The 18377-nt window shown below is 71.3% G+C and carries 21 protein-coding genes; 6 read left to right on the top strand and 15 right to left on the bottom strand.

From position 1 onward, the window contains the following. Nucleotides 1-22: 22 nt before the first annotated feature. Nucleotides 23-301 (bottom strand): hypothetical protein, encoded by a 279-nt coding sequence (locus IM725_RS10505; protein WP_193780545.1) that lies wholly within the window; start codon nt 299-301, stop codon nt 23-25. Between the two features lie 213 nt (nt 302-514). On the opposite strand from IM725_RS10505, the gene IM725_RS10500 reads away from it, so the two are divergent. After that, on the top strand, nt 515-1093 hold the full coding sequence (locus IM725_RS10500) for an NnrU family protein (RefSeq protein ID WP_193780544.1): 579 nt from the start codon (nt 515-517) through the stop codon (nt 1091-1093). Between the two features lie 59 nt (nt 1094-1152). Here the strand turns inward: IM725_RS10500 and IM725_RS10495 are convergent, their stop codons facing one another. The 9 genes from IM725_RS10495 to IM725_RS10455 form a co-directional block, all read right to left on the bottom strand. After that, nucleotides 1153-1617 (bottom strand): SRPBCC family protein, encoded by a 465-nt coding sequence (locus IM725_RS10495; RefSeq protein WP_193780543.1) that lies wholly within the window; start codon nt 1615-1617, stop codon nt 1153-1155. A gap of 27 nt (nt 1618-1644) precedes the next feature. Continuing rightward, nucleotides 1645-1914 carry a cell division topological specificity factor MinE gene (minE, locus tag IM725_RS10490; protein ID WP_193780542.1) on the bottom strand — a complete coding sequence of 90 codons (270 nt, stop codon included), beginning with the start codon at nt 1912-1914 and terminating at the stop codon, nt 1645-1647. A gap of 3 nt (nt 1915-1917) precedes the next feature. Continuing rightward, nucleotides 1918-2733, bottom strand: coding sequence for a septum site-determining protein MinD (gene minD, locus IM725_RS10485; RefSeq protein ID WP_193780541.1), 816 nt, complete (start codon nt 2731-2733; stop codon nt 1918-1920). A gap of 20 nt (nt 2734-2753) precedes the next feature. Then, nucleotides 2754-3509, bottom strand: coding sequence for a septum site-determining protein MinC (gene minC / locus IM725_RS10480; protein ID WP_193780540.1), 756 nt, complete (start codon nt 3507-3509; stop codon nt 2754-2756). Nucleotides 3510-3654: 145 nt separating this feature from the next. Then, entirely contained in the window at nt 3655-4263 is a 609-nt protein-coding gene (locus IM725_RS10475; RefSeq protein ID WP_193780539.1) for a UdgX family uracil-DNA binding protein, read from the bottom strand. Then, on the bottom strand, nt 4247-4945 hold the full coding sequence (locus IM725_RS10470; protein ID WP_193780538.1) for a DUF4130 domain-containing protein: 699 nt from the start codon (nt 4943-4945) through the stop codon (nt 4247-4249). Before IM725_RS10470 ends, IM725_RS10475 begins: the two co-directional genes overlap by 17 nt. Continuing rightward, nucleotides 4942-6027: a lysylphosphatidylglycerol synthase domain-containing protein gene (locus tag IM725_RS10465; RefSeq protein WP_193780537.1), complete on the bottom strand. Its 1086-nt coding sequence runs from the start codon at nt 6025-6027 to the stop codon at nt 4942-4944. Before IM725_RS10465 ends, IM725_RS10470 begins: the two co-directional genes overlap by 4 nt. A 7-nt stretch (nt 6028-6034) precedes the next feature. Beyond that, the gene (gene clsB / locus IM725_RS10460) at nt 6035-7270 is read right to left on the bottom strand and encodes a cardiolipin synthase ClsB (RefSeq protein ID WP_193780536.1); all 1236 of its coding nucleotides are present in this window, start codon (nt 7268-7270) and stop codon (nt 6035-6037) included. Next, nucleotides 7267-8028 (bottom strand): endonuclease/exonuclease/phosphatase family protein, encoded by a 762-nt coding sequence (locus IM725_RS10455; RefSeq protein ID WP_193780535.1) that lies wholly within the window; start codon nt 8026-8028, stop codon nt 7267-7269. The genes clsB and IM725_RS10455 overlap by 4 nt, the downstream gene beginning before the upstream one ends. A 233-nt stretch (nt 8029-8261) precedes the next feature. Here IM725_RS10455 and IM725_RS10450 point away from each other — a divergent pair, with 233 nt between their 5' ends. Then, nucleotides 8262-8819 carry an acyloxyacyl hydrolase gene (locus tag IM725_RS10450; protein ID WP_193780534.1) on the top strand — a complete coding sequence of 186 codons (558 nt, stop codon included), beginning with the start codon at nt 8262-8264 and terminating at the stop codon, nt 8817-8819. An 18-nt stretch (nt 8820-8837) separates the two neighbouring features. Here IM725_RS10450 and IM725_RS10445 read toward each other — a convergent pair whose 3' ends face one another. Together IM725_RS10445 and IM725_RS10440 are read right to left on the bottom strand one after the other, a co-directional pair. Further along, nucleotides 8838-9323, bottom strand: a complete 486-nt coding sequence (locus IM725_RS10445) for a Spy/CpxP family protein refolding chaperone (protein ID WP_193780533.1) — start codon at nt 9321-9323, stop codon at nt 8838-8840. A 132-nt stretch (nt 9324-9455) separates the two neighbouring features. After that, nucleotides 9456-10568, bottom strand: coding sequence for an alkene reductase (locus IM725_RS10440; RefSeq protein WP_193780532.1), 1113 nt, complete (start codon nt 10566-10568; stop codon nt 9456-9458). A gap of 118 nt (nt 10569-10686) precedes the next feature. On the opposite strand from IM725_RS10440, the gene IM725_RS10435 reads away from it, so the two are divergent. Next, entirely contained in the window at nt 10687-11907 is a 1221-nt protein-coding gene (locus IM725_RS10435; RefSeq protein WP_193780531.1) for a YbfB/YjiJ family MFS transporter, read from the top strand. Here IM725_RS10435 and gstA read toward each other — a convergent pair. Next, nucleotides 11898-12503, bottom strand: coding sequence for a glutathione transferase GstA (gene gstA / locus IM725_RS10430; RefSeq protein ID WP_193780530.1), 606 nt, complete (start codon nt 12501-12503; stop codon nt 11898-11900). The two genes, IM725_RS10435 and gstA, sit on opposite strands and share 10 nt — an antisense overlap. Nucleotides 12504-12596: 93 nt before the next feature. Between gstA and IM725_RS10425 the strand changes: the two genes are divergently transcribed. After that, nucleotides 12597-13787: an AsmA family protein gene (locus IM725_RS10425; protein WP_193780529.1), complete on the top strand. Its 1191-nt coding sequence runs from the start codon at nt 12597-12599 to the stop codon at nt 13785-13787. A gap of 25 nt (nt 13788-13812) precedes the next feature. Here IM725_RS10425 and IM725_RS10420 read toward each other — a convergent pair whose 3' ends face one another. Beyond that, the gene (locus IM725_RS10420; RefSeq protein ID WP_193780528.1) at nt 13813-14571 is read right to left on the bottom strand and encodes a class II aldolase/adducin family protein; all 759 of its coding nucleotides are present in this window, start codon (nt 14569-14571) and stop codon (nt 13813-13815) included. A 106-nt stretch (nt 14572-14677) separates the two neighbouring features. After that, nucleotides 14678-15259 carry an NADPH-dependent FMN reductase gene (locus IM725_RS10415; protein WP_193780527.1) on the bottom strand — a complete coding sequence of 194 codons (582 nt, stop codon included), beginning with the start codon at nt 15257-15259 and terminating at the stop codon, nt 14678-14680. Between the two features lie 176 nt (nt 15260-15435). On the opposite strand from IM725_RS10415, the gene mnmG reads away from it, so the two are divergent. Together mnmG and rsmG are read left to right on the top strand one after the other, a co-directional pair. Then, nucleotides 15436-17376, top strand: a complete 1941-nt coding sequence (gene mnmG, locus IM725_RS10410; protein ID WP_193780526.1) for a tRNA uridine-5-carboxymethylaminomethyl(34) synthesis enzyme MnmG — start codon at nt 15436-15438, stop codon at nt 17374-17376. 11 nt (nt 17377-17387) lie between these two features. Further along, nucleotides 17388-18017, top strand: coding sequence for a 16S rRNA (guanine(527)-N(7))-methyltransferase RsmG (rsmG, locus tag IM725_RS10405; protein WP_227753734.1), 630 nt, complete (start codon nt 17388-17390; stop codon nt 18015-18017). Nucleotides 18018-18377: the final 360 nt, after the last annotated feature.

The raw sequence follows: 18377 nt of genomic DNA, 5'->3' as shown, positions 1-18377 counted from the left end.
CAGCCTGTCCACTGGAGGGCGCTTACTTGTTCGCGTGCCGGCGGTTGTGCTGGGCCCGCTCCTTCTGCCCGCTGGGCCCCGCGGGCCGGCCTTCATCCGGGCGTTCCGTTTTCTTCCCCAGCGCCGTGGTCTTGCCCACGGCCGGCTTGCCGTCCCGGCTGCGGTCCACCTTGTTGACGCGGAAGACGTCCGGGTCCTCCTCGCCCTTCTCGTGCGAGGGCGTGGGCACGGGCACCGGCGAAGGGACGCGCAGCGCACGGCTGTGCAAGGGGCGGGGCAGCTGGCGGATCGGGCGGGCCATGGAAAATCCTCGATGACTGCAGACTCTGCGTGAGCATGCCGGCCCCGGCTGTAGGCCGGCGCCGCGAGGCAGGGGGCCGACTGTCGGGTCAGTGTCAGCCGTTCGCCTGGCGTTCAACTCTGCCATGCGGCCCAGCCCGCGCGCAGCGCACGCCGTCCCCCGCCGCCATAATCGCCGAGGTTGGCGGTCCGACGACCGCGAGGGGAACACGCGATGGCGATGCTGGTGCTGGGGCTTCTGATCTTCCTGGGCGCGCATTCGGTGCGCATCTTCGGCGAGGGCTGGCGCACGGCCACGGTCGCACGCATCGGCCCCGGTGCCTGGAAGGGTCTCTACACCCTGGTCTCCATCGCCGGCTTCGTGCTCATCGTGCTGGGCTTCCGCGCGGCACGGGCGGACACCGTGGTGCTCTGGGCCTCGCCGTTCTGGATGAAGCACCTCACCGCGCTGTTGATGGTGCTGGCCATGGTCCTGCTGGCCGCCGCCTACGTGCCGCGCAACAGCATCAAGGCGCGCCTGCACCACCCCATGGTGCTGGCGGTGAAGACCTGGGCCCTGGCCCACCTGCTCGCGGTGGGCGTGCTCGCCGACGTGGTGCTGTTCGGTGCCTTCCTGGTCTGGGCCGTGCTGGATTTCCGTTCGTCGCGCCAGCGCGACCGCGCCAACGGCACGGTCTACCCGCCCGGCACGGCCGCGGGCACGGCGCTCACCGTGGCGGTCGGCCTGGTGGCCTGGGCGGTGTTCGCGATGGTGCTGCACGGCCTGCTGATCGGCGTGAAGCCCCTGGGCTGAGCCCTCGCGCCTGCGGCGCCCCGCACTCGGGCCTCCGGCTAGCGCGCAGGGCGGCGCCCTCAGCCCAGCCGCAGCCGCGTTCCCAGCACTTTTTCCAGCTGGTCCAGCATGCGCTCCCAACCCTGGCGCGCGCGCGAGGCGGCGTGCGGGTCGGCTTCCTCGCCCAGCTCGTGTTCCAGCACGATCTCGCTGATGGCCGAGCCCAGGCGGACGAAGTCCAGCGTGACCCGGGTGGGCGCGCCCATGGGCCCCACGGTGAAGTCGAACACGATGCGGTTGTTGGGCACGATCTCGGCGTAGGTGCCCCGGTGCTCGGCGTCGAAGAAGCTCTCGTCGGCATCGGCATGCGGTCGACGGTCGGTCACCACGAAGCTGCCGCCGGGCTCGGCCTCGATCTCGCACTGCAGGACGCTGCCCGTGCGGGTCGCGAAGAAGAAGCGCGACGCCATGGCCGGGTTCAGCCAGGCCTCGAACACCCGGTCGACCGGGTGCATGTAGCGGTGGGTCACGCGCACTGAAGACATTGCTTCAGTGTAGTGCCGCAAGCCCGTTCAGACAGGTCGGGTTTCCGGCAATTCGATCTTCACCTCGAGCACTTCCAGGTCGTCTTGCCGGTCAAGCTGGACCTTGATGTCGTTGGGGTCGATCTTGATGTATTTGCTGATCACCGCGACCAGGTCGCGCTGCAGCGCCGGCAGGTAGTCCGGCTGGCCGGGGTTGCGGCCGCTGCGCTCGTGGGCGAGGATGATCTGCAGCCGCTCCTTGGCGACGCTGGCCGTCTTCTTTTTCTCGCCGAGCAGGAATGAAAAGAACGATGCCATGGCTCAGCGGCCCCCGAAGAGGCGCTTGAGGAAGCCGGCCTTCTGCGGCTCCACGAAGCGCAGGGGCTTCTCGGCGCCCAGGAAGCGCTCCACCACGTCCTTGTAGGCCTCGGAGACGTCGCTGCCCTTGAGGTGGACGGCGGGCGTGCCCTGGTTGGAGGCCTGCAGCACGCTCTCGCTCTCGGGGATGACGCCGATCAGCGGGATGCGCAGGATGTCCTGGATGTCCTCCAGCGAGAGCATCTGGCCCTGGTCGACGCGGTTGGGGTTGTAGCGGGTGATGAGCAGGTGCTCCTTCACGGGCTCCTTGCCCTCGATGGCGCGCTTGGTCTTGGACGACAGCATGCCCAGGATGCGGTCCGAGTCGCGCACCGAGGAGACCTCGGGGTTGGTCACCACGAGCGCCTCGTCGGCGAAGTGCATGGCCATCAGCGCGCCCGTCTCGATGCCGGCGGGCGAGTCGCACACGATGTACTCGAAGCCCATGCCGGCCAGGTCCGTCAGCACCTTCTCGACGCCCTCGCGCGTGAGCGCTTCCTTGTCGCGCGTCTGCGAGGCGGCCAGCACGAAGAGGTTGTCGCAGGCCTTGTCCTTGATGAGGGCCTGGTGCAGGTTGGCTTCGCCATGGATCACGTTGACCAGGTCGTACACCACGCGCCGCTCGCAGCCCATGATGAGGTCCAGGTTTCGCAGGCCGACGTCGAAGTCGATGACGGCGGTCTTGTGGCCCGCCAGGGCGAGGCCGGAGGCGAAGCTGGCGCTGGTGGTGGTCTTGCCCACCCCGCCCTTGCCAGAGGTGACGACGATGATTCTTGCCATGGTTTCCTTCATTCGGTGGGTCAGGCCCTGAGCGCTTCCAGGACCAGCTTGCCCGCGGTGCCGCCGTCCAGCCGCACCTGGGCCGGCTGGCCCAGCAGTTCGGCCGGCAGTGGCACGTCACTGGTGCGGTAGATGCCGGCGATGGAGACGAGCTCTGCCTCCAGGCAGAGCGAGAGGATGCGTGCCTCGGTGTTGCCGCGCGCACCCGCGATGGCCTTGCCGCGCAGCGGCGCGTAGACGTGGATGTGGCCGTCCGCGATCACTTCCGCCCCGGGATTGACCATGGAGAAGACGACCAGGTCGCGGCCGCGGGCGTAGACCTGCTGGCCCGAGCGCAGCGGCTTGTCGATCACCAGCGCGCTGCTGGGCACGGCCGGCGGGGGCGCCACCGCGGCGGGCGGCGCGGCCGCAGGCGCCGGGGCTTCCGCCGGGCGGCTCACGACAGGGGCCGCGTCGGGCGCGGGCGCGAGGCCCGCCGCCAGCGCCGCGGCCATCTGCGCGGCGCTGCCGCCGCGGGCTGCGACGGGCATCAGCCGGTGGCCGCGAAGCAGCTGGGCCAGGGCGGGGAAATCGATCGCGTCCTCGCCCTGCAGGGGGCTCAGGTCCACCACCAGCGGGTCGCGGTCGAAGAAGTCGGGCATGTCGCCGAACCGCTCCTTCAGCTCGCTGGCCAGCGCAGCCAGGTCAGCGGACTTGAGCAGCAGCGAGACCAGGGGCAGGTGGGCGCTCTTGATCTCGAAGGTGGCAGGGGCGCGTCCTGCGAGGGCGACGGGCATTCAGGAAAAAAGGGGATGCGGGGACAGGTTCGGCGTGACGGGGACGGCGGTCATGGACGGGCTGGCCGTCGCGGCGCGAATCTTAGCAGCGCGAACCTGTGGATTCTGTTGCCAATTGCGTGCTGTGCCGGATGTACGCGCTTGCTCAGCCGAAGACGCGGCGGGCCTGCGCCAGGTCGCGCACGAAGGCGGCCAGCGCGGCGTCGCGCTCCCCGGGCGGGCCGCGCAGCGGTGCCGAAGGGTGCAGCGTGATGAGCACGGGAAGGCCGTCCTCGTGCGCCAGCCACTGGCCCCGCAGGGCGGTGACGCCGATGCTGCGCCCCAGCAGGCTGCGCGCGGCGCTCGCGCCCAGCGCCACCAGGGCCTGCGGCCGCACCCGCGCGATCTCGTCCTCCAGCCAGTGGCGGCAGGCGTCGATCTCGCGCACGCCCGGCGACTTGTGCAGGCGGCGCTTGCCGCGCAGCTCGAACTTGAAGTGCTTGACCGCGTTGGAGACGAAGCAGCGATCGCGCGGGATACCGGCTTGGTGCAGCGCGGTGGACAGCAGATGGCCGGCGGGGCCGATGAAAGGATGGCCGAGCCGGTCTTCCTGGTCGCCCGGCTGCTCGCCCACCAGCATCAGCGGCGCGTGCGGGTCCCCTTCGCCCACCACCGACTGTGTCGCCCGGGCGCCGATAGTGCATTCGCGGCAGGCCATGGTGCGGGCCTTGAGGTCCGCGAAGCCCTGGGCGCCGCTGTCATTCCCGCGGTCCATGCGCGCGGTCCAGCGCGATCGCCTGGCCGTCGAAGGCCCGCCAGTAGGCCGCCAGCCAGGCGTCGGGGCCGTCGCCCTCGGCGGGTGCGAAGGCGCGCGCCAGCCCGGGCGCCACGTGCAGGCTGCGGCCGTCGCACTCGACGCAGCGCCCGGGCGTGAGGATGGCCCAGCGGGCGCCGGGATGGCGCAGCGCGAACCAGGGGCCCAGGGCCTCCACGATGTGGTGCGCGGGCTCGTGCCAGGCCAGCAGCATCGGGTGCCCGCCGGCGCCGGCGCCGACGTTGCGGAAGCTCAGCAGGGTCTTCATCTTGTGCAGGTCGCGCCGCACGGCCTGGCCCATCTGCTGCGCCTGCAGCATCTGCGGGTCCACCGGGTCGTGCCGCAGCCCGGGCTCGTGCACCAGCCGCCACAGCAGGCGGTAGAGCAGGTCGAAGCGGCCGGGGTCGCTGTGCATGAGCACCACCTCGGACAGCCGCAGGAAGGAGGCCGGCACGATGGCGGCGGCGGCCTTGCCCGGACCCGGCGTGCGCGGGCTGGGGTCCTGCGGCAGGTACAGGTCGTCGCGGCAGGCGCAGGCCTCCCATTGCACGGCCTCGGGCGGCACCTGTTGCGTCAGCAGGTGCCGCACCTCGGCGTGGAAGCCCGCGAGGTCGGTCTCGCCGCGCAACTGCGCCTGTGTCATGCGGACTCCTGTGCCACCGCGCCCTCACGGCGCTGGCGACGCGCGTGCAGTTCCATGCCCAGGTAGAGCACGGCCGCGAGGACCAGCGGCCCGATGTAGTAGACCGCCCGGTAGCCCAGCAGTGCCCCGATCAGCTGGCTCTGCGGCACGCGGTGCGAGAGCAGCGCCAGGAAGACGAACTCGAACACGCCCAGGCCCGCCGGCACGTGCGCCACCACCCCGGCGATGGCGCCTATGAGCAGCACGGTCAGCACGTCGTCGTAGGGCAGCACGCGGCCCAGCAGCACCCAGATGATGCCGGCCATGAGGATCCAGTTGAGGGCCGAGATGCCCATCTGCAGCGCGGCCATGCGCCACGGCGGCAGGTACAGCTCGTGGCCGCGCACGGTCCAGGTCTTGTCGCCGCTGCGCACGCAGGCCACCAGGTAGCTGGCCGAGATCAGCACCAGCACAGCGCCCAGCCACTGCAGGCCGTGGTTGCCCATGTGCCAGGTGGGTGGCAGCTGCAGCGGCCGGAACAAAAACAGCAGCCCGGCCAGCAGCTTGTAGCCCAGCCAGTTGGTGAGCATGCTCATGGAGACGATGCGGGTGATGACCCCCTTGGACAGGCCCAGGCGGGAATAGAGGCGGTAGCGGAAGCCCACGCCGCCGACGATGGAGCCAATGCAGAGGTTGAAGGCATAGCTCACGAAGCTCACCGTCATCACCGTGGGCGCCGGGAGGCTGTGGCCGGTGTAGCGGCGGCCTATCAGGTCGAAGCAGCTGTACAGCAGGTGGCTGGCGGCGGCCAGTCCCACCGCCGCGGCCAGCATGGGCGTGGGCGTCGCAGCCAGGGAGCGGCCGATCTCGCCCCAGTCCAGGTGGCGCGCATAGCGCTGCAGCAGCCAGACCACGGCGGCGAAGAAGAGCACCGAGAGCAGCTGCCCCAGCCGCCGCCAGCGAGAGGGCCGGGCGGTGTCCGTGTCGGCGTCCGCGTCCTGCGGCGCGGCGCGCCCGGGGGGTGTACCGCGGCCCGGCGCCGACGCAGGGCCCGTGCCCTGCGGGGCAGGCGGGTGGACCTCGTGCGGGTAGGCGCGCTGCATGGTCGTCTCAGCCCTTCCTGGCCGTGTAGGGTTCGGTGAGGTGGTCGTGCGAGGCGGGCCGCAGCCGCGGCACGTGGCGCGGCAGCCACGAGGCCCAGGCCGGGTAGCGGCGCGTGAAGTGGAAGGCCACCCAGCTGCGCAGCCAGGCCCAGCCCCGCAGCTCGCCCAGGGCCTGCGGCTGCACCTGGCGGCAGCTGTGCTGCATCAGGTGCGACAGCCGCTCGTGCAGCCGCGCGTTGAAGCCGCGGTCGCGGATCACGACGTTGGCCTCCAGGTTGAGCGCCAGGCTGAGCGGGTCCAGGTTGCTGGAACCCACGGTCGCCCACTCCGCGTCCATGAGCGCGACCTTGCCGTGCAGCGGCCGCTCGCAGTACTCGAAGATGCGCACGCCCGCGCCCAGCAGCCGGTGGTACAGCATGCTGGCCGCGATCTTCACGATGGGCATGTCGGGCTGGCCCTGCAGGATCAGGCGCACGTCGACGCCACGGCGGGCGGCGCGGCGCAGCTCGCGGATCAGCCGGTAGCCGGGGAAGAAATAGGCGTTGGCGATGACCACGCGCTCGCGCGCGGACCGGATCGCGATGCGGTAGTGGCGCTCGATGTCGGCCTGGTGCAGGCCGTTGTCGCGCACCACGAGCATGCCCTGCGCTTCGCCCGCGCGCGGAAGGTCCTCGGGCCGGGCCCGCAGGCGACGGCGGCGCCGCCACCAGTTGCGCGCGCGCTGCCAGCGTTGCCCCTGGGCCAGGGCCAGGTGCGTGAAGCGGTGGATCTCCGCCACCAGCGGGCCGTGGATCTCCACCGCGTAGTCCTGCTTGGCCTCGGGGCCGAAGCTGGCCACGTGGTCGGCCGAGTAGTTGATGCCGCCGACGAAGGCGAGTTCGCCATCCACCACCACGATCTTGCGGTGCATGCGCCGCAGCATGTTCGTGCGCCAGCCCAGCAGGCGGCGGCCCGGGTCGAACACATGCAGGCGCACCCCGGCCTCCTGCAGCGAGTCCAGGAAGGCGTCGGTGAAGCCCGGCGAGCCGAAGCCGTCCACCGTGATGTCGACCTGCGCGCCGTTGCGCGCCGCCTGGACCAGCGCGTCGCGCAGCGCGAGGCCGATCTCGTCCTCGAACAGGATGAAGGTCTCCACCACCACTTCGCGGCGCGCGGCGGCCACGACCTCGAACACGCGCGGGAAGAAGGTCTCCCCGTTCTCCAGCAGGTGGAAGCGGTTGCCTTCGATCCAGTGCGGGTTCACAGGTGGATCTCCGCGGCCAGGGGGGCGTGGTCGGACAGGTGCGACCAGGGGCGGCGCGGCAGCACCACCGGCAGGTGCACGGAGGCGTTGCGCACGTAGATGCGGTCCAGCGAGAGCAGCGGGAAGCGCGCGGGGAAGGTGCGCGCGGATTCCCCATAGGCACTGACGAAGACCTCGTGCAGGCCGGCGCCGCGCTCCAGCACCTCGTGCGCGCGCCGGCGCCAGTCGTTGAAATCGCCGGCGACGATCAGGGGCGCGTCGGCCGGCACCTCGCCGCGCACCATCTCGCACAGCAGTTCCAGCTGCTGCTGGCGGTGCGACTCGGCCAGCCCCAGGTGCACGCAGATCGCGTGCAGGTGCTGCGCGTGGCCCGGCACCTCCAGCACGCAATGCAGCAGGCCGCGCTTCTCGGGTCCGGGCATGGAAACGTCGTGGTTGGCGTGGTGCACGATGGGGAACTTGGACATCACCGCATTGCCGTGGTGGCCGCGCGGGTAGACCACGTTGCGGCCGTAGGCGTACTGCGGCCAGATCTCATCGGCCAGGAACTCGTAGTGCGGCTCGTCCACGGCCTCGGCCTTGGCGTGGTGGCCGTTGGTGCCCATCACCTCCTGCAGGAACACCACGTCCGCCCCCACCGTGCGCACCGCGTCGCGCAGCTCGGGCAGGATGAACCTGCGGTTGAAGGTGGTGAAGCCCTTGTGGATGTTCACCGTCATGACGGTGATGGCCGGGGCGCTGGCCTGGGGATCGGTCATCGCGCGGGTCATGGTTGTAGGAGCGATCCATTAGGCGGTGCGGCCCGTGGCGCCCCTGTAGGACGGCAAGCCCTTGCGGCTTACGCGCGGGCCTTGCAGGCGGGTGGGACGCACCGGCGCTGTAGGCGCCCGGCGATGGGCCCTGGCAGCGCCCGCCGCATGTGCATGACGGGCCGCGCCTGATTTGCAGCCGGCGCGCACGGCTCGGCAGCCGGCGCTGCCACAGTCGCTGCATGCCGCCTCGCGTCGCGTCGTTCCTGGCCGGTGCCGCCCTGGTGTTCCCGGGGCTGGCCCTGGCGCAGGACTGGCGCCCGGGCGGCGCCTACCTGGCCGAGGGCGGGGTGAGCGTGCACGGCACCGCCATGGCCGCGCTGGGGGCGTGGTGGCCGTGGAAGGGCGCGGGCGCGCCTGCGCAAGCGGACTCGTCCTGGTCGGTGGCGACCGAGGCCTGGCTGGCCCACTGGCGGGCGCGCGAGCCCGGCGGCGGCCACGCCAGCTTCACGCAGCTGGCCGTGTCGCCCATGCTGCGCTGGCGGTGGGCGGGCGGCGCCTCGCCCTGGTTCATCGAAGCGGGCGCCGGGCTGAGCCTGAACGACAGGCGCTACCGGCGCGAGCGCAAGCAGTTCAGCACGACGTGGAATTTCGTCGACACGCTGGGCCTGGGCCTAAGCTTCGGGGCGGCCGGTGAGCAGGAGATCAGCCTGCGCCTGATGCATGTCTCCAACGCGGGGCTGCGCGAGCCCAACCCCGGGGAGAACTTCCTGCTGCTGCGTTACGCGCGGCGCTTCTGAGCGGCGCCGCGCGGGCCCTCAGTTGCCGCCGTGGTGCCAGCCGCCGTGGCGGGGCATGGCCGACTGGTCGAAGACCTTCTGCTGCTGCGGCGTCAGCTGGGCGTAGAAGCTCTTGGTGGCCGCGCTCATGCGGTCCATGTCGGCGGCGCGCGCGTCGCGCATGGCCTTCATGCGGTCCAGGCGCTCGGGCGTGCTCAGCTTCTCCATCTCGGCCGGGTCGGGGCGCTGGGCCGGCGGCTGCGGCATGGCCGCGGTGAAGGCCTGCCAGGCCGGCTCCTGGGCCGGCGTGAGCTGCAGCTTCTGCTTGAGCCGGGCCAGGTGCTCGGCGCGGCGCTGGGCCATCTTCGCCGGGTCCGCATGGTGCGGCATCATCATGCCGGGGCCGCCGGGCCCACCGGGGCCCGCGCCGGCAAGCGGGGGCGAAGGCGGCGTCTGGGCGTTGGCGGCGGCGGCCAGGGTGGCCAGCAGCATCGCCGCCAGCAGGTGCTTGGGAGCGTTTCTCATCGTGTCCGTCCTTTCGGTGGCTCGGCCGGGCCCGTCATGGGCCTTGGGCCGTGATGGAAGTCTGGTGCGCGCCTGTGTCGCCGGGGTGAGCCGGGGGTCACGCCCATGTAAAGACGCCTGCCCCGCCCGCCTTCAGGCCTGTCCCAGCGTGGGGTAGTCGGTGTAGCCCCTGGCGCCGCCGCCGTAGAAGGTGGCGGTGTCCGGCGTGTTGAGTGGCGCCTTGGCGCGCAGGCGTTCCACCAGGTCCGGGTTGGCGATGTAGGCCTTGCCGAAGGCGACCAGGTCGGCGCCGTGTTCCAGCGCCTGCTCGGCCATCTCGGGCGTGTAGCCGTTGTTGACCATCCAGGCCGCATGGCCGCCGGCGCGACGGTAGGCCTGCTTCATGGCCTCGTAGTCGAAGGGACGGTCGGGCAGTTCGCGCAGGCCGCCCGTGCTGCCCTCGATGATGTGGATGTAGGCCAGGTGCAGCGGTGCGAGCTGCTTCATCACGTACTCGAACAGGGCCTGCGGGTTCTCGTCCGTGACGTCGTTGGCGGGCGTGACGGGCGACAGGCGCAGGCCCACGCGGTCGCCGCCGATCTCGTCGACGATGGCGCGCATCACCTCCAGCAGCAGGCGCGCCCGGTTGGGAATGGAGCCGCCGTAGTAGTCGCTGCGCTGGTTGGCCCCGGTCTTGAGGAACTGGTCCAGCAGGTAGCCGTTGGCGCCGTGCACCTCGACGCCGTCGAAGCCGGCGGTGGTGACCGCGTGGCGCGCCGCGTGGCGGAAGTCGTGCACGATGCCAGGCATCTCCTCGGCGGCCAGCGCGCGCGGCTCGGAGGTGGGCACGAAGCTGCCCTTGCCGTCCTTGATCAGGTAGGTCTTGGTGCGCGCGGCGATGGCCGAGGGCGCCACCGGCCTCTGGCCGTCGGGCTGCAGGTCCACGTGCGAGACACGGCCCACGTGCCACAGCTGCGTGACGATGCGTCCGCCGCGCGCGTGCACGGCGTCGGTCACGCGGCGCCAGCCGTCGAGCTGCTCGGTGCCGTAGAGGCCGGGCACGTCGGCATAGCCCTGGCCCTGGTGGCTGATCGCCGTGGCTTCGGTGATGAGCAGCCCCGCGCTGGCGCGCTGTGCGTAGTACTCGGCCATCAAGGGCGTGGGGATGGCGTCCGGCGCGCGGTTGCGCGTGAGCGGGGCCATCACGATGCGGTTGGGCAGCTCCATGCGGCCGACGCGCAGGGGAGAGAACAGGGAAGAGGTCATGAAAGCGCAGTCCTTGTTGTTGTGCATCAGATCCATCAAGCGTAGCGGCTTGGCCGCAGGCGTGCAGTAACCAAACCGGTACCCAGACGGCCCCACTTGATCCACGACAATGCTTCGCATGCCAGAGCTTCGCAGCCCCGCCCGTCCGCCGTCCCCCGTGCTGCTGGCGCTGGTGCTCTCGCTGGGCGCTGCCGTGTCGCTGGGGATCACCCGTTTCGCCTACGGCCTGCTGCTGCCGCCCATGCGCGCCGACCTGCAGTGGAGCTACACGCTGGCCGGGGCGATGAACACGGGCAATGCGCTGGGCTACCTGCTGGGCGCGCTGGCCACGCCGCGGCTCATGGCCCGCTTCGGGCCATCGCGCGTGCTGCTCGCGGGCGCGGCGCTGTCCAGCCTGTTCATGGGCCTTTCCGGATTCTTCACCGATGCCGGCCTGCTGCTCGTGCAGCGCGTGCTGGCGGGCATGGCCAGCGCGCTGCTCTTCATCGCGGGCGGCCTCATGGCGGCGCGGCTGGGCGCGGTGCAGCCCGCGCGCAGCGGCTTCCTGCTGGGGCTGTTCTATGGCGGCACGGGGCTGGGCATCGCGCTGTCCGCGCTGCTGGTGCCCGCGCTGCTGCAGGCGGCCGCCGGGCGGCCGCATGGCTGGGCCTGGGCCTGGTGGGCGCTGTCGCTGGCCTGCTTCGCCGCGACGCTGGCGCTGGCCTGGCCGGCGGCGCAGCTGCCCCGCATCGCGCCGCCGCCGGCCGCGGCGGCGGCGGGCCAGCCGGCGCCGCGCCTGGCCTGGCGCGGCTTCGGTTTCGGGCTGGCGGGCTACGCGCTCTTCGGCGTCGGCTACATCGGCTACATGACCTTCGTCATCGCGCTGCTGCGCGAGCAGGGCGTGGCGCCGGCGCGCATCACGCTCTTCTATGCGCTGCTGGGCGTGGCCACGATCGCGTCCTCGCGCATCTGGGCGCGCTTGCTGGACCGCGCGCGCGGCGGCGGCGCTCTGGCGCTGTTGAACGCCCTGCTGGGCGCGGCCACGCTGGTGCCGGCGCTCACGGCGCGTTGGGAGGCCGTGCTGGTGTCCGGCCTGCTGTTCGGCGGGGTGTTCCTCTCGGTCGTGGCGTCGACCACGGCGCTGGTGCGGCACAACCTGCCGCCGGCGCAGTGGGCCGGTGGCATCAGTGCCTTCACCATCGTTTTCGCCGCCGGGCAGATCGTGGGGCCCACGGTGGTGGGCTGGATCGCCGACGGCCCGGGCGGCCTCGCGCGCGGGCTGGTGTTCTCAGCCGGCGCCCTGTGGCTGGGGGCGCTGCTGGCGTGGCGCCAGCGGCCCCTGGCGCCGCCTCAGGCCTGACCTTCCGCCTTCAGGGCTTCCTGCACCGCGGGGCGCGCGGCGACGCGCGCCATCCAGGCGTCCAGGTGGGGCGTGGCACCGAAGTCCAGCTTCATGGCCTTGCCCCAGCGCGTGACGGTGAACAGGTAGGCGTCGGCCACGGTGAAGTGGTCGCCCATCACGTAGTCCTTGCCGGCCAGTTCCTTCTCGACCCACTGGTAGCGCGAGGCCAGCTTGTCCTTGAAGAACTTCTTGGTGTCGTCGCTGAACGCCGGGTTGAACAGCGGCGAGTAGGTCTTGTGCAGCTCGGTGCCGATGAAGGTGAGCCACTCCTGCAGGCGGTAGCGCTGCAGGGTGCCGTTGGCCGGCGCGAGGTTCTTGTGCGGGGCCTGGTCGGCCACGTACTGGATGATGGCCGGGCCTTCGCGCAGGCGGGCGCCGTCGTCCATCTCCAGCAGGGGCACGTAGCCCAGCGGGTTCACCGCCGTGTAGTCGCTGCCGTCGGGCAGCTTCTTGGTCTTGGTGGGCGCCAGCACCGGCTCGAAGGCGAGACCGGCTTCGCGCAGCACGATGTGGGGCGACAGCGAGCAGGCCCCGGGGGAGTAGTAGAGCTTCATGGGTGTGTCTTTCGCGCGCATGCGGTTGGGAAGCTGTGGATGCTAGCGGGCACCGGGATTCCCTGCCGGGTCCGGGTTCGTGACAATGCCGGCATGACACGCTGGATCAAGGGGATGGTTGCGCTCGCCGGCGCGCTGGTGCTGCTGCTCGCGCTGTTGCTCATCCTGGCGCGCGTGTGGATAGGCACCGCGGACTTCAAGGGCCGGGTGGAGCAGCAGCTCGCGGCCGCGCTGGGCGTGCCGGTGCAGATCGGTGCGCTGTCGGTCGCTTTGTGGCCGCTTCCGGGCGTGGCGCTGGACCGGCTGGTGCTGGGCAGCCAGCCGCCGCTCACGCTGGACCGCCTGGCGCTGGAGCCCGCCTGGCAGCCGCTGCTGCAGCGGCGCCTGGAAGTGCAGACCTTGCTGCTGCGCCATGCGGTGCTGCCCCAGCAGGCGCTGGCGGCCCTGGCCGCGCGCGCACAGCCGGCACCGGGGGCCCATGAACCTCAGGCGACTGCCGGCCCGCGCGCCGCTGCGCCCATGCCCTGGCCGCAGCGGGTGCGGCTGGAGGACGTGGCCTGGGTCAACGAGCGCGGCGGCCGCATCGTCGTCGACGCACAGCTCGACCGGCAGGACGCCGGCTGGGCCTTGCAGGTGAAGCTGGCGGGCGGCACGGTGCAGGGCACGCTGCGTCAGGCGCCCGGACCGGGAGGGCGCGGGCTGCGCCTGGTCGGCAGCCTGGACACCGCCGGCGTGGAGGTCTCCGCGCTGACCGTGCCCTCGCGCACCCTGAGTGGCCGGCTGGACGCGCACACCGAGCTGCAGGGCGAGCTCGCCGGCCTGCCCGAGTCGCTGCACACCGATTCGCGCTTCACCGTGCGGGGCGCGGTGCTGCACGGCATCGACCTTGCGCAGGCGGTGCGCACCGTAGGCCTGAACCGCGGCGGCGAGACGCGGCTGGACACGCTGGCCGGGCGGCTGGCCACGCGGGGCCGCGCGCTGCAGCTGGACAACCTGGTGGCGAGTTCGGGGGCCCTGTCGGCCAGCGGGAGCGTGGCGGCGTCGAGCGCCCGCCAGCTCTCGGGCCACGTCACGGTGAGCCTCACCAACGCGTCCGCCGGGGGCAACCTGGGCGTGCCGCTGGTGGTGGGCGGAACGCTGGATGCGCCCAGCGTCACCCTGAGCCGGGGTGCGCTGGTGGGGGCGGCCATCGGCACCGCCATCGCCCCCGGCCTGGGCACCGGGGCGGGCGCCGGCATCGGCGACCGCGTGGGCGGAGCCCTGAAGGGGCTGTTCGGGAAGTGAGGCCGGGCGCAAGCGCGGCCTGCGCTCAGTTCTTGTAGCCCGGGTCCACCTTGTCCAGCTTGCGCAGCAGCGCGGGCCACGCGATGTTGGCGCCCTGGCCGCTGGTGGCCGTCTTGAACACCTCGCCGATGTTTTCGATGATCTGCGGGTCCACGAAGGTCAGCTCGCTGCCGCCGGCCAGCGCGTCGACCTGGATGCGGCAGGTGTTCTCGAAGGTGTACATGTGCAGGAACGCATCGGCCACGGTGCGGCCCACGGTGAGCAGGCCGTGGTTGCGCAGCACCAGGTAGTTCTTGTGGCCCAGGTCGGCCTGCAGCCGCGGCTTCTCGTCACCGCGCAGGGCCACGCCTTCGTAGCCGTGGTAGGCCAGGGAGCCCAGCACGAAGGTGCTCTGCTGGCTGATCGGCAGGATGCCGTGCTTCTGCGCGCTCACGGCCACGCCGGCGCGGCTGTGCGTGTGCAGCACGCAGCCGGCGTCCTCGCGCACTTCGTGGATGCAGCTGTGGATGGTGAAGCCCGCCGGGTTGACCGGGAAGGGGGAGTCGATGACCTTGTTGCAGTGCAGGTCGACCTTGACCAGCGAGGACGCGGTGATCTCGTCGAACATCAGCCCGTAGGGGTTGATGAGGAAGTGGTGCTCGGGGCCGGGGATGCGGGCCGAGATGTGGGTGAACACCAGGTCGCTCCAGCCGTAGAGCGCCACCAGCCGGTAGGCGGCCGCGAGGTCCACCCGCAGCTTCCATTCGTCCTCGCTGACCACGTGCTTGAGGGATGCGATTTCCATGCTTGTCTCCTTGCGGGATGGGGACAGCCATTGTGGGCCCGCGGCCCGTCGCTGCGTTGTCCTGGAGTTGACAGGCGCGGGGGAGGGCGCCCCGCCCCCGCCAGGTTCAGGGCGCGCCCAGCCGCTGCGCGGCGCGCAGCACCTCATCCACCACGGCCCGCACGCGCAGGCGTGCGGCGTCCTGGGCCAGCCGGCCGGACGCGTCGAACGCGGAGGCCGCCTGCGACAGGGCGAAGGTGGCGGGCGCCACCCAGCACTGCAGGTTGAACAGCAGGGGCACCAGGTGGGACTGCGAGCGCAGGCCGCCCAGCGCACCCGGCGAGGCGCTGAGCACGCCCACCACCTTGCCGCGGGTGGCCCGCAGGCCGTTGGACCACACCGGATCGCCCTTGACGGGGCTGGACACCCAGTCGAGCGTGTTCTTGAGCAGCGCGGGATAGCTGCCGTTGTACTCCGGTGTGCACACGATCCAGGCGGGATGGGCGGCCATGGCCTCCTTCAGCCGCATCACGTCCGGTGGCGTCCCCTCGGCCTCGAGGTCGGCGTTGTACATGGGCACCTGGTAGTCGCCCAGTTCCAGCAGCGTGGGCTGGGCGCCCGCTTCGGCGGCGATCTCGGCCACCTGGTGGGCGAGCTTGCGGTTCCAGGAGGCCTGGCGGGTGCTGCCGGCGAAGACGAGGAGTTTCATGGGCGGGGCTGGAAGGGCTGTGGATGGGCCGCAGCTTAAGGCCCGCAGCCCGGCTGCAGGCCTGCGTGTACAGCGTGGCAGGCGAGGCTGGGGGCCATGCCGGCCCGGCGTCGCGCCCTTGGGGCCCCGGACGTAAAATCGAGGGTCATCCCCCCAGGCGCTTGCGCGGCGCACCCATGCTCTACCCCAAAGAATTCGACGTGATCGTCGTCGGCGGCGGCCATGCCGGCACCGAGGCCGCCCTGGCTGCAGCCCGCATGGGCTGCAGCACGCTGCTGCTCACGCACAACATCGAGACGCTGGGGCAGATGAGTTGCAACCCGTCCATCGGCGGCATCGGCAAGGGGCACCTGGTCAAGGAGGTCGATGCGCTGGGGGGCGCCATGGCCATCGCCACGGACGAGGCCGGCATCCAGTTCCGCATCCTCAACGGGTCCAAGGGCCCGGCCGTGCGCGCCACCCGCGCCCAGGCGGACCGCATCCTCTACAAGGCCGCCATACGCCGCCGGCTGGAAAACCAGCCCAATCTCACCCTGTTCCAGCAAGCCGTGGACGACCTGATGGTGGAAGGCGACCGCGTGGTGGGCGCTGTGACGCAAGTGGGCATTCGCTTTCGTGGCCGTGCCGTGGTGCTGACGGCCGGCACCTTCCTGGACGGCCGCATCCACGTCGGGCTGGAGAACTACCAGGCGGGCCGGGCGGGGGATCCGCCGGCCGTCTCGCTGTCCGCGCGGCTCAAGGAACTGAAGCTTCCGCAGGGCCGACTGAAGACCGGCACGCCGCCCCGGCTGGATGGCCGCACCATCGACTTCTCGAAATGTGAGGCCCAGCCCGGCGACCTGGACCCGGTGCCGGTCTTCAGCTTCATGGGCGATGCCGGCATGCATCCGCAGCAGGTGCCGTGCTGGATCACGCACACCAACGAGCGCACGCACGAGATCATCCGCTCCGGCTTCGACCGCAGCCCCATGTTCACGGGGAAGATCGAGGGCGTGGGGCCGCGCTACTGCCCCAGCGTGGAAGACAAGATCAACCGCTTCGCCGACAAGGACAGCCACCAGGTCTTCCTGGAGCCGGAGGGGTTGAGCACCCACGAGATCTACCCCAACGGCATTTCGACCAGCCTGCCCTTCGACATCCAGTACGCCCTGGTGCGCTCCATGCCGGGCTTGGAGAACGCGCACATCCTGCGCCCGGGCTACGCCATCGAATACGACTACTTCGACCCGCGGGGGCTCAAGTCCAGCTTCGAGACGCGTGCGATCCAGGGCCTTTTCTTCGCCGGCCAGATCAACGGGACCACGGGCTACGAAGAGGCCGCGGCGCAGGGCCTGTTTGCCGGCACCAATGCGGCGCTGCAATGCCTGGGCCGCGAGCCCTGGCTGCCGGCGCGCGACCAGGCGTACCTGGGCGTGCTGGTGGACGATCTCATCACCAAGGGCGTGACCGAGCCCTACCGCATGTTCACCAGCCGGGCGGAGTTCCGCCTGCAGCTGCGCGAGGACAACGCCGACCTGCGCCTGACCGAAGCCGGCCGCCGGCTGGGCCTGGTGGACGACGCCCGCTGGGATGCCTTCAGCCGCAAGCGTGACGCCATCGAGCGTGAGATGCAGCGCCTGAAGTCGACATGGGTCAACCCGCGCAGCCTGCCGGCCGCCGAGTCCGAGCGCGTGCTGGGCAAGGCCATCGAGCACGAGCACAACCTGGCCGACCTGCTGCGCCGGCCCAACGTCCGGTACGCCGACCTCGTCGGCATGAACGGCGGCGCCTATGCCAGCGCCGATGTTTCACGTGAAACGCTGGGCCCGCAGTTCGAACCCGTGGTCGAGCAGATCGAGATCGGCTCCAAGTACGCCGGCTACATCGAGCGGCAGAAGGACGAGGTGCAGCGGGCGGCCTACTACGAGAACCTCAAGCTGCCGGCCGACCTGGACTACCTGCAGGTGACGGCGCTGTCGATCGAAGTGCGGCAGAAGCTGAGCAAGCACCGGCCCGAGACCCTGGGCATGGCCTCGCGCATCTCGGGCGTGACGCCGGCCGCGATCTCGCTGCTGCTGGTGCACCTCAAGAAGAACCGGTTCAAGGGTTTCGCCCCCGAGACGGTCGCTCTCGCCTGATGGCGTTCGACATGCGGGCCGGACTTCTGGCCGGGGCCCATTCGCTGGGCCTGGATCTGGACGAGCGGCAGGCCGACCAGCTCGTGGCGTATGCCGAACTGCTGCAGAAGTGGAGCAAGGCCTACAACCTCACCGCCTTGCGCACGCCCGAAGAAATCCTGACGCACCACCTGTTGGACAGCCTCTCCGTGGTCGGGCCCGTGTTGCGGCACGCGCAGGGCAGGGCGCTGCGCATCATGGACACGGGCTCAGGCGCGGGCTTGCCCGGGGTCGTGCTGGCGGTGTGCGTGCCGGGCGTGCAGGTCGATTGCGTGGACACTGTGGCCAAGAAGGCGGCGTTCGTGCAACAGGTGGCGGGCGCGCTGCGCATCCCCACGCTTCGCGGCGTTCATGCACGGGCCGAAAGCCTGGCGGGGCCGTACGACCTGGTGACCTCGCGGGCTTTCGCGTCGCTGGCTGATTTCGTCGCTGTCACTGCCCAGGCCCTGGCGTCGGAGGGCGTCTGGATGGCGATGAAGGGCAAGAGCCCGGACGCCGAGCGGGCCGCCCTGCCGCCCGAGGTGACCGTGTTTCACGTGGAACAGCTGGTGGTGCCGGGCCTGGACGCCGAGCGCTGCCTGGTCTGGATGCGCCGCGCCTGACCTGGGCGGCGCTGGCGCCAGCCCCGGCACGGGTGGAGCGCTCTGGCACCTTGGGTGCGGTGGTCGCGTCCCCCTACGGTTGTCGGCGTGTTCACATCACCCCGACCCCTCCGCCGGACAGGAGGCTCCGGCTTTTCCGCGTATCCGACTTCGCGCTGCCACTCCACGCCGCCCTGACGCCCAGCATGCTCAGGGCTGCAGCGCCAGAAGTAGCAGCCACCGCCAGCATGGGCGGACGCGGCAGACGCGAGGGGTGACGGCTGTGATGGCTGCGCGTCGTTTGCTGGGGTACGCCACAAAGCCGAGGTTGACGCCCGCCACTGTCCGACCCGTCCCCGGCCGGGCAGAGCTCGGCGGGAA

The organism is Ramlibacter aquaticus, from assembly GCF_015159745.1.
GTDB classification, from domain to species: Bacteria; Pseudomonadota; Gammaproteobacteria; order Burkholderiales; family Burkholderiaceae_C; genus Ramlibacter; species Ramlibacter aquaticus.
Note: the sequence above shows the minus strand (reverse complement) of the source record. Positions and strands in the feature narration are given on the sequence as shown.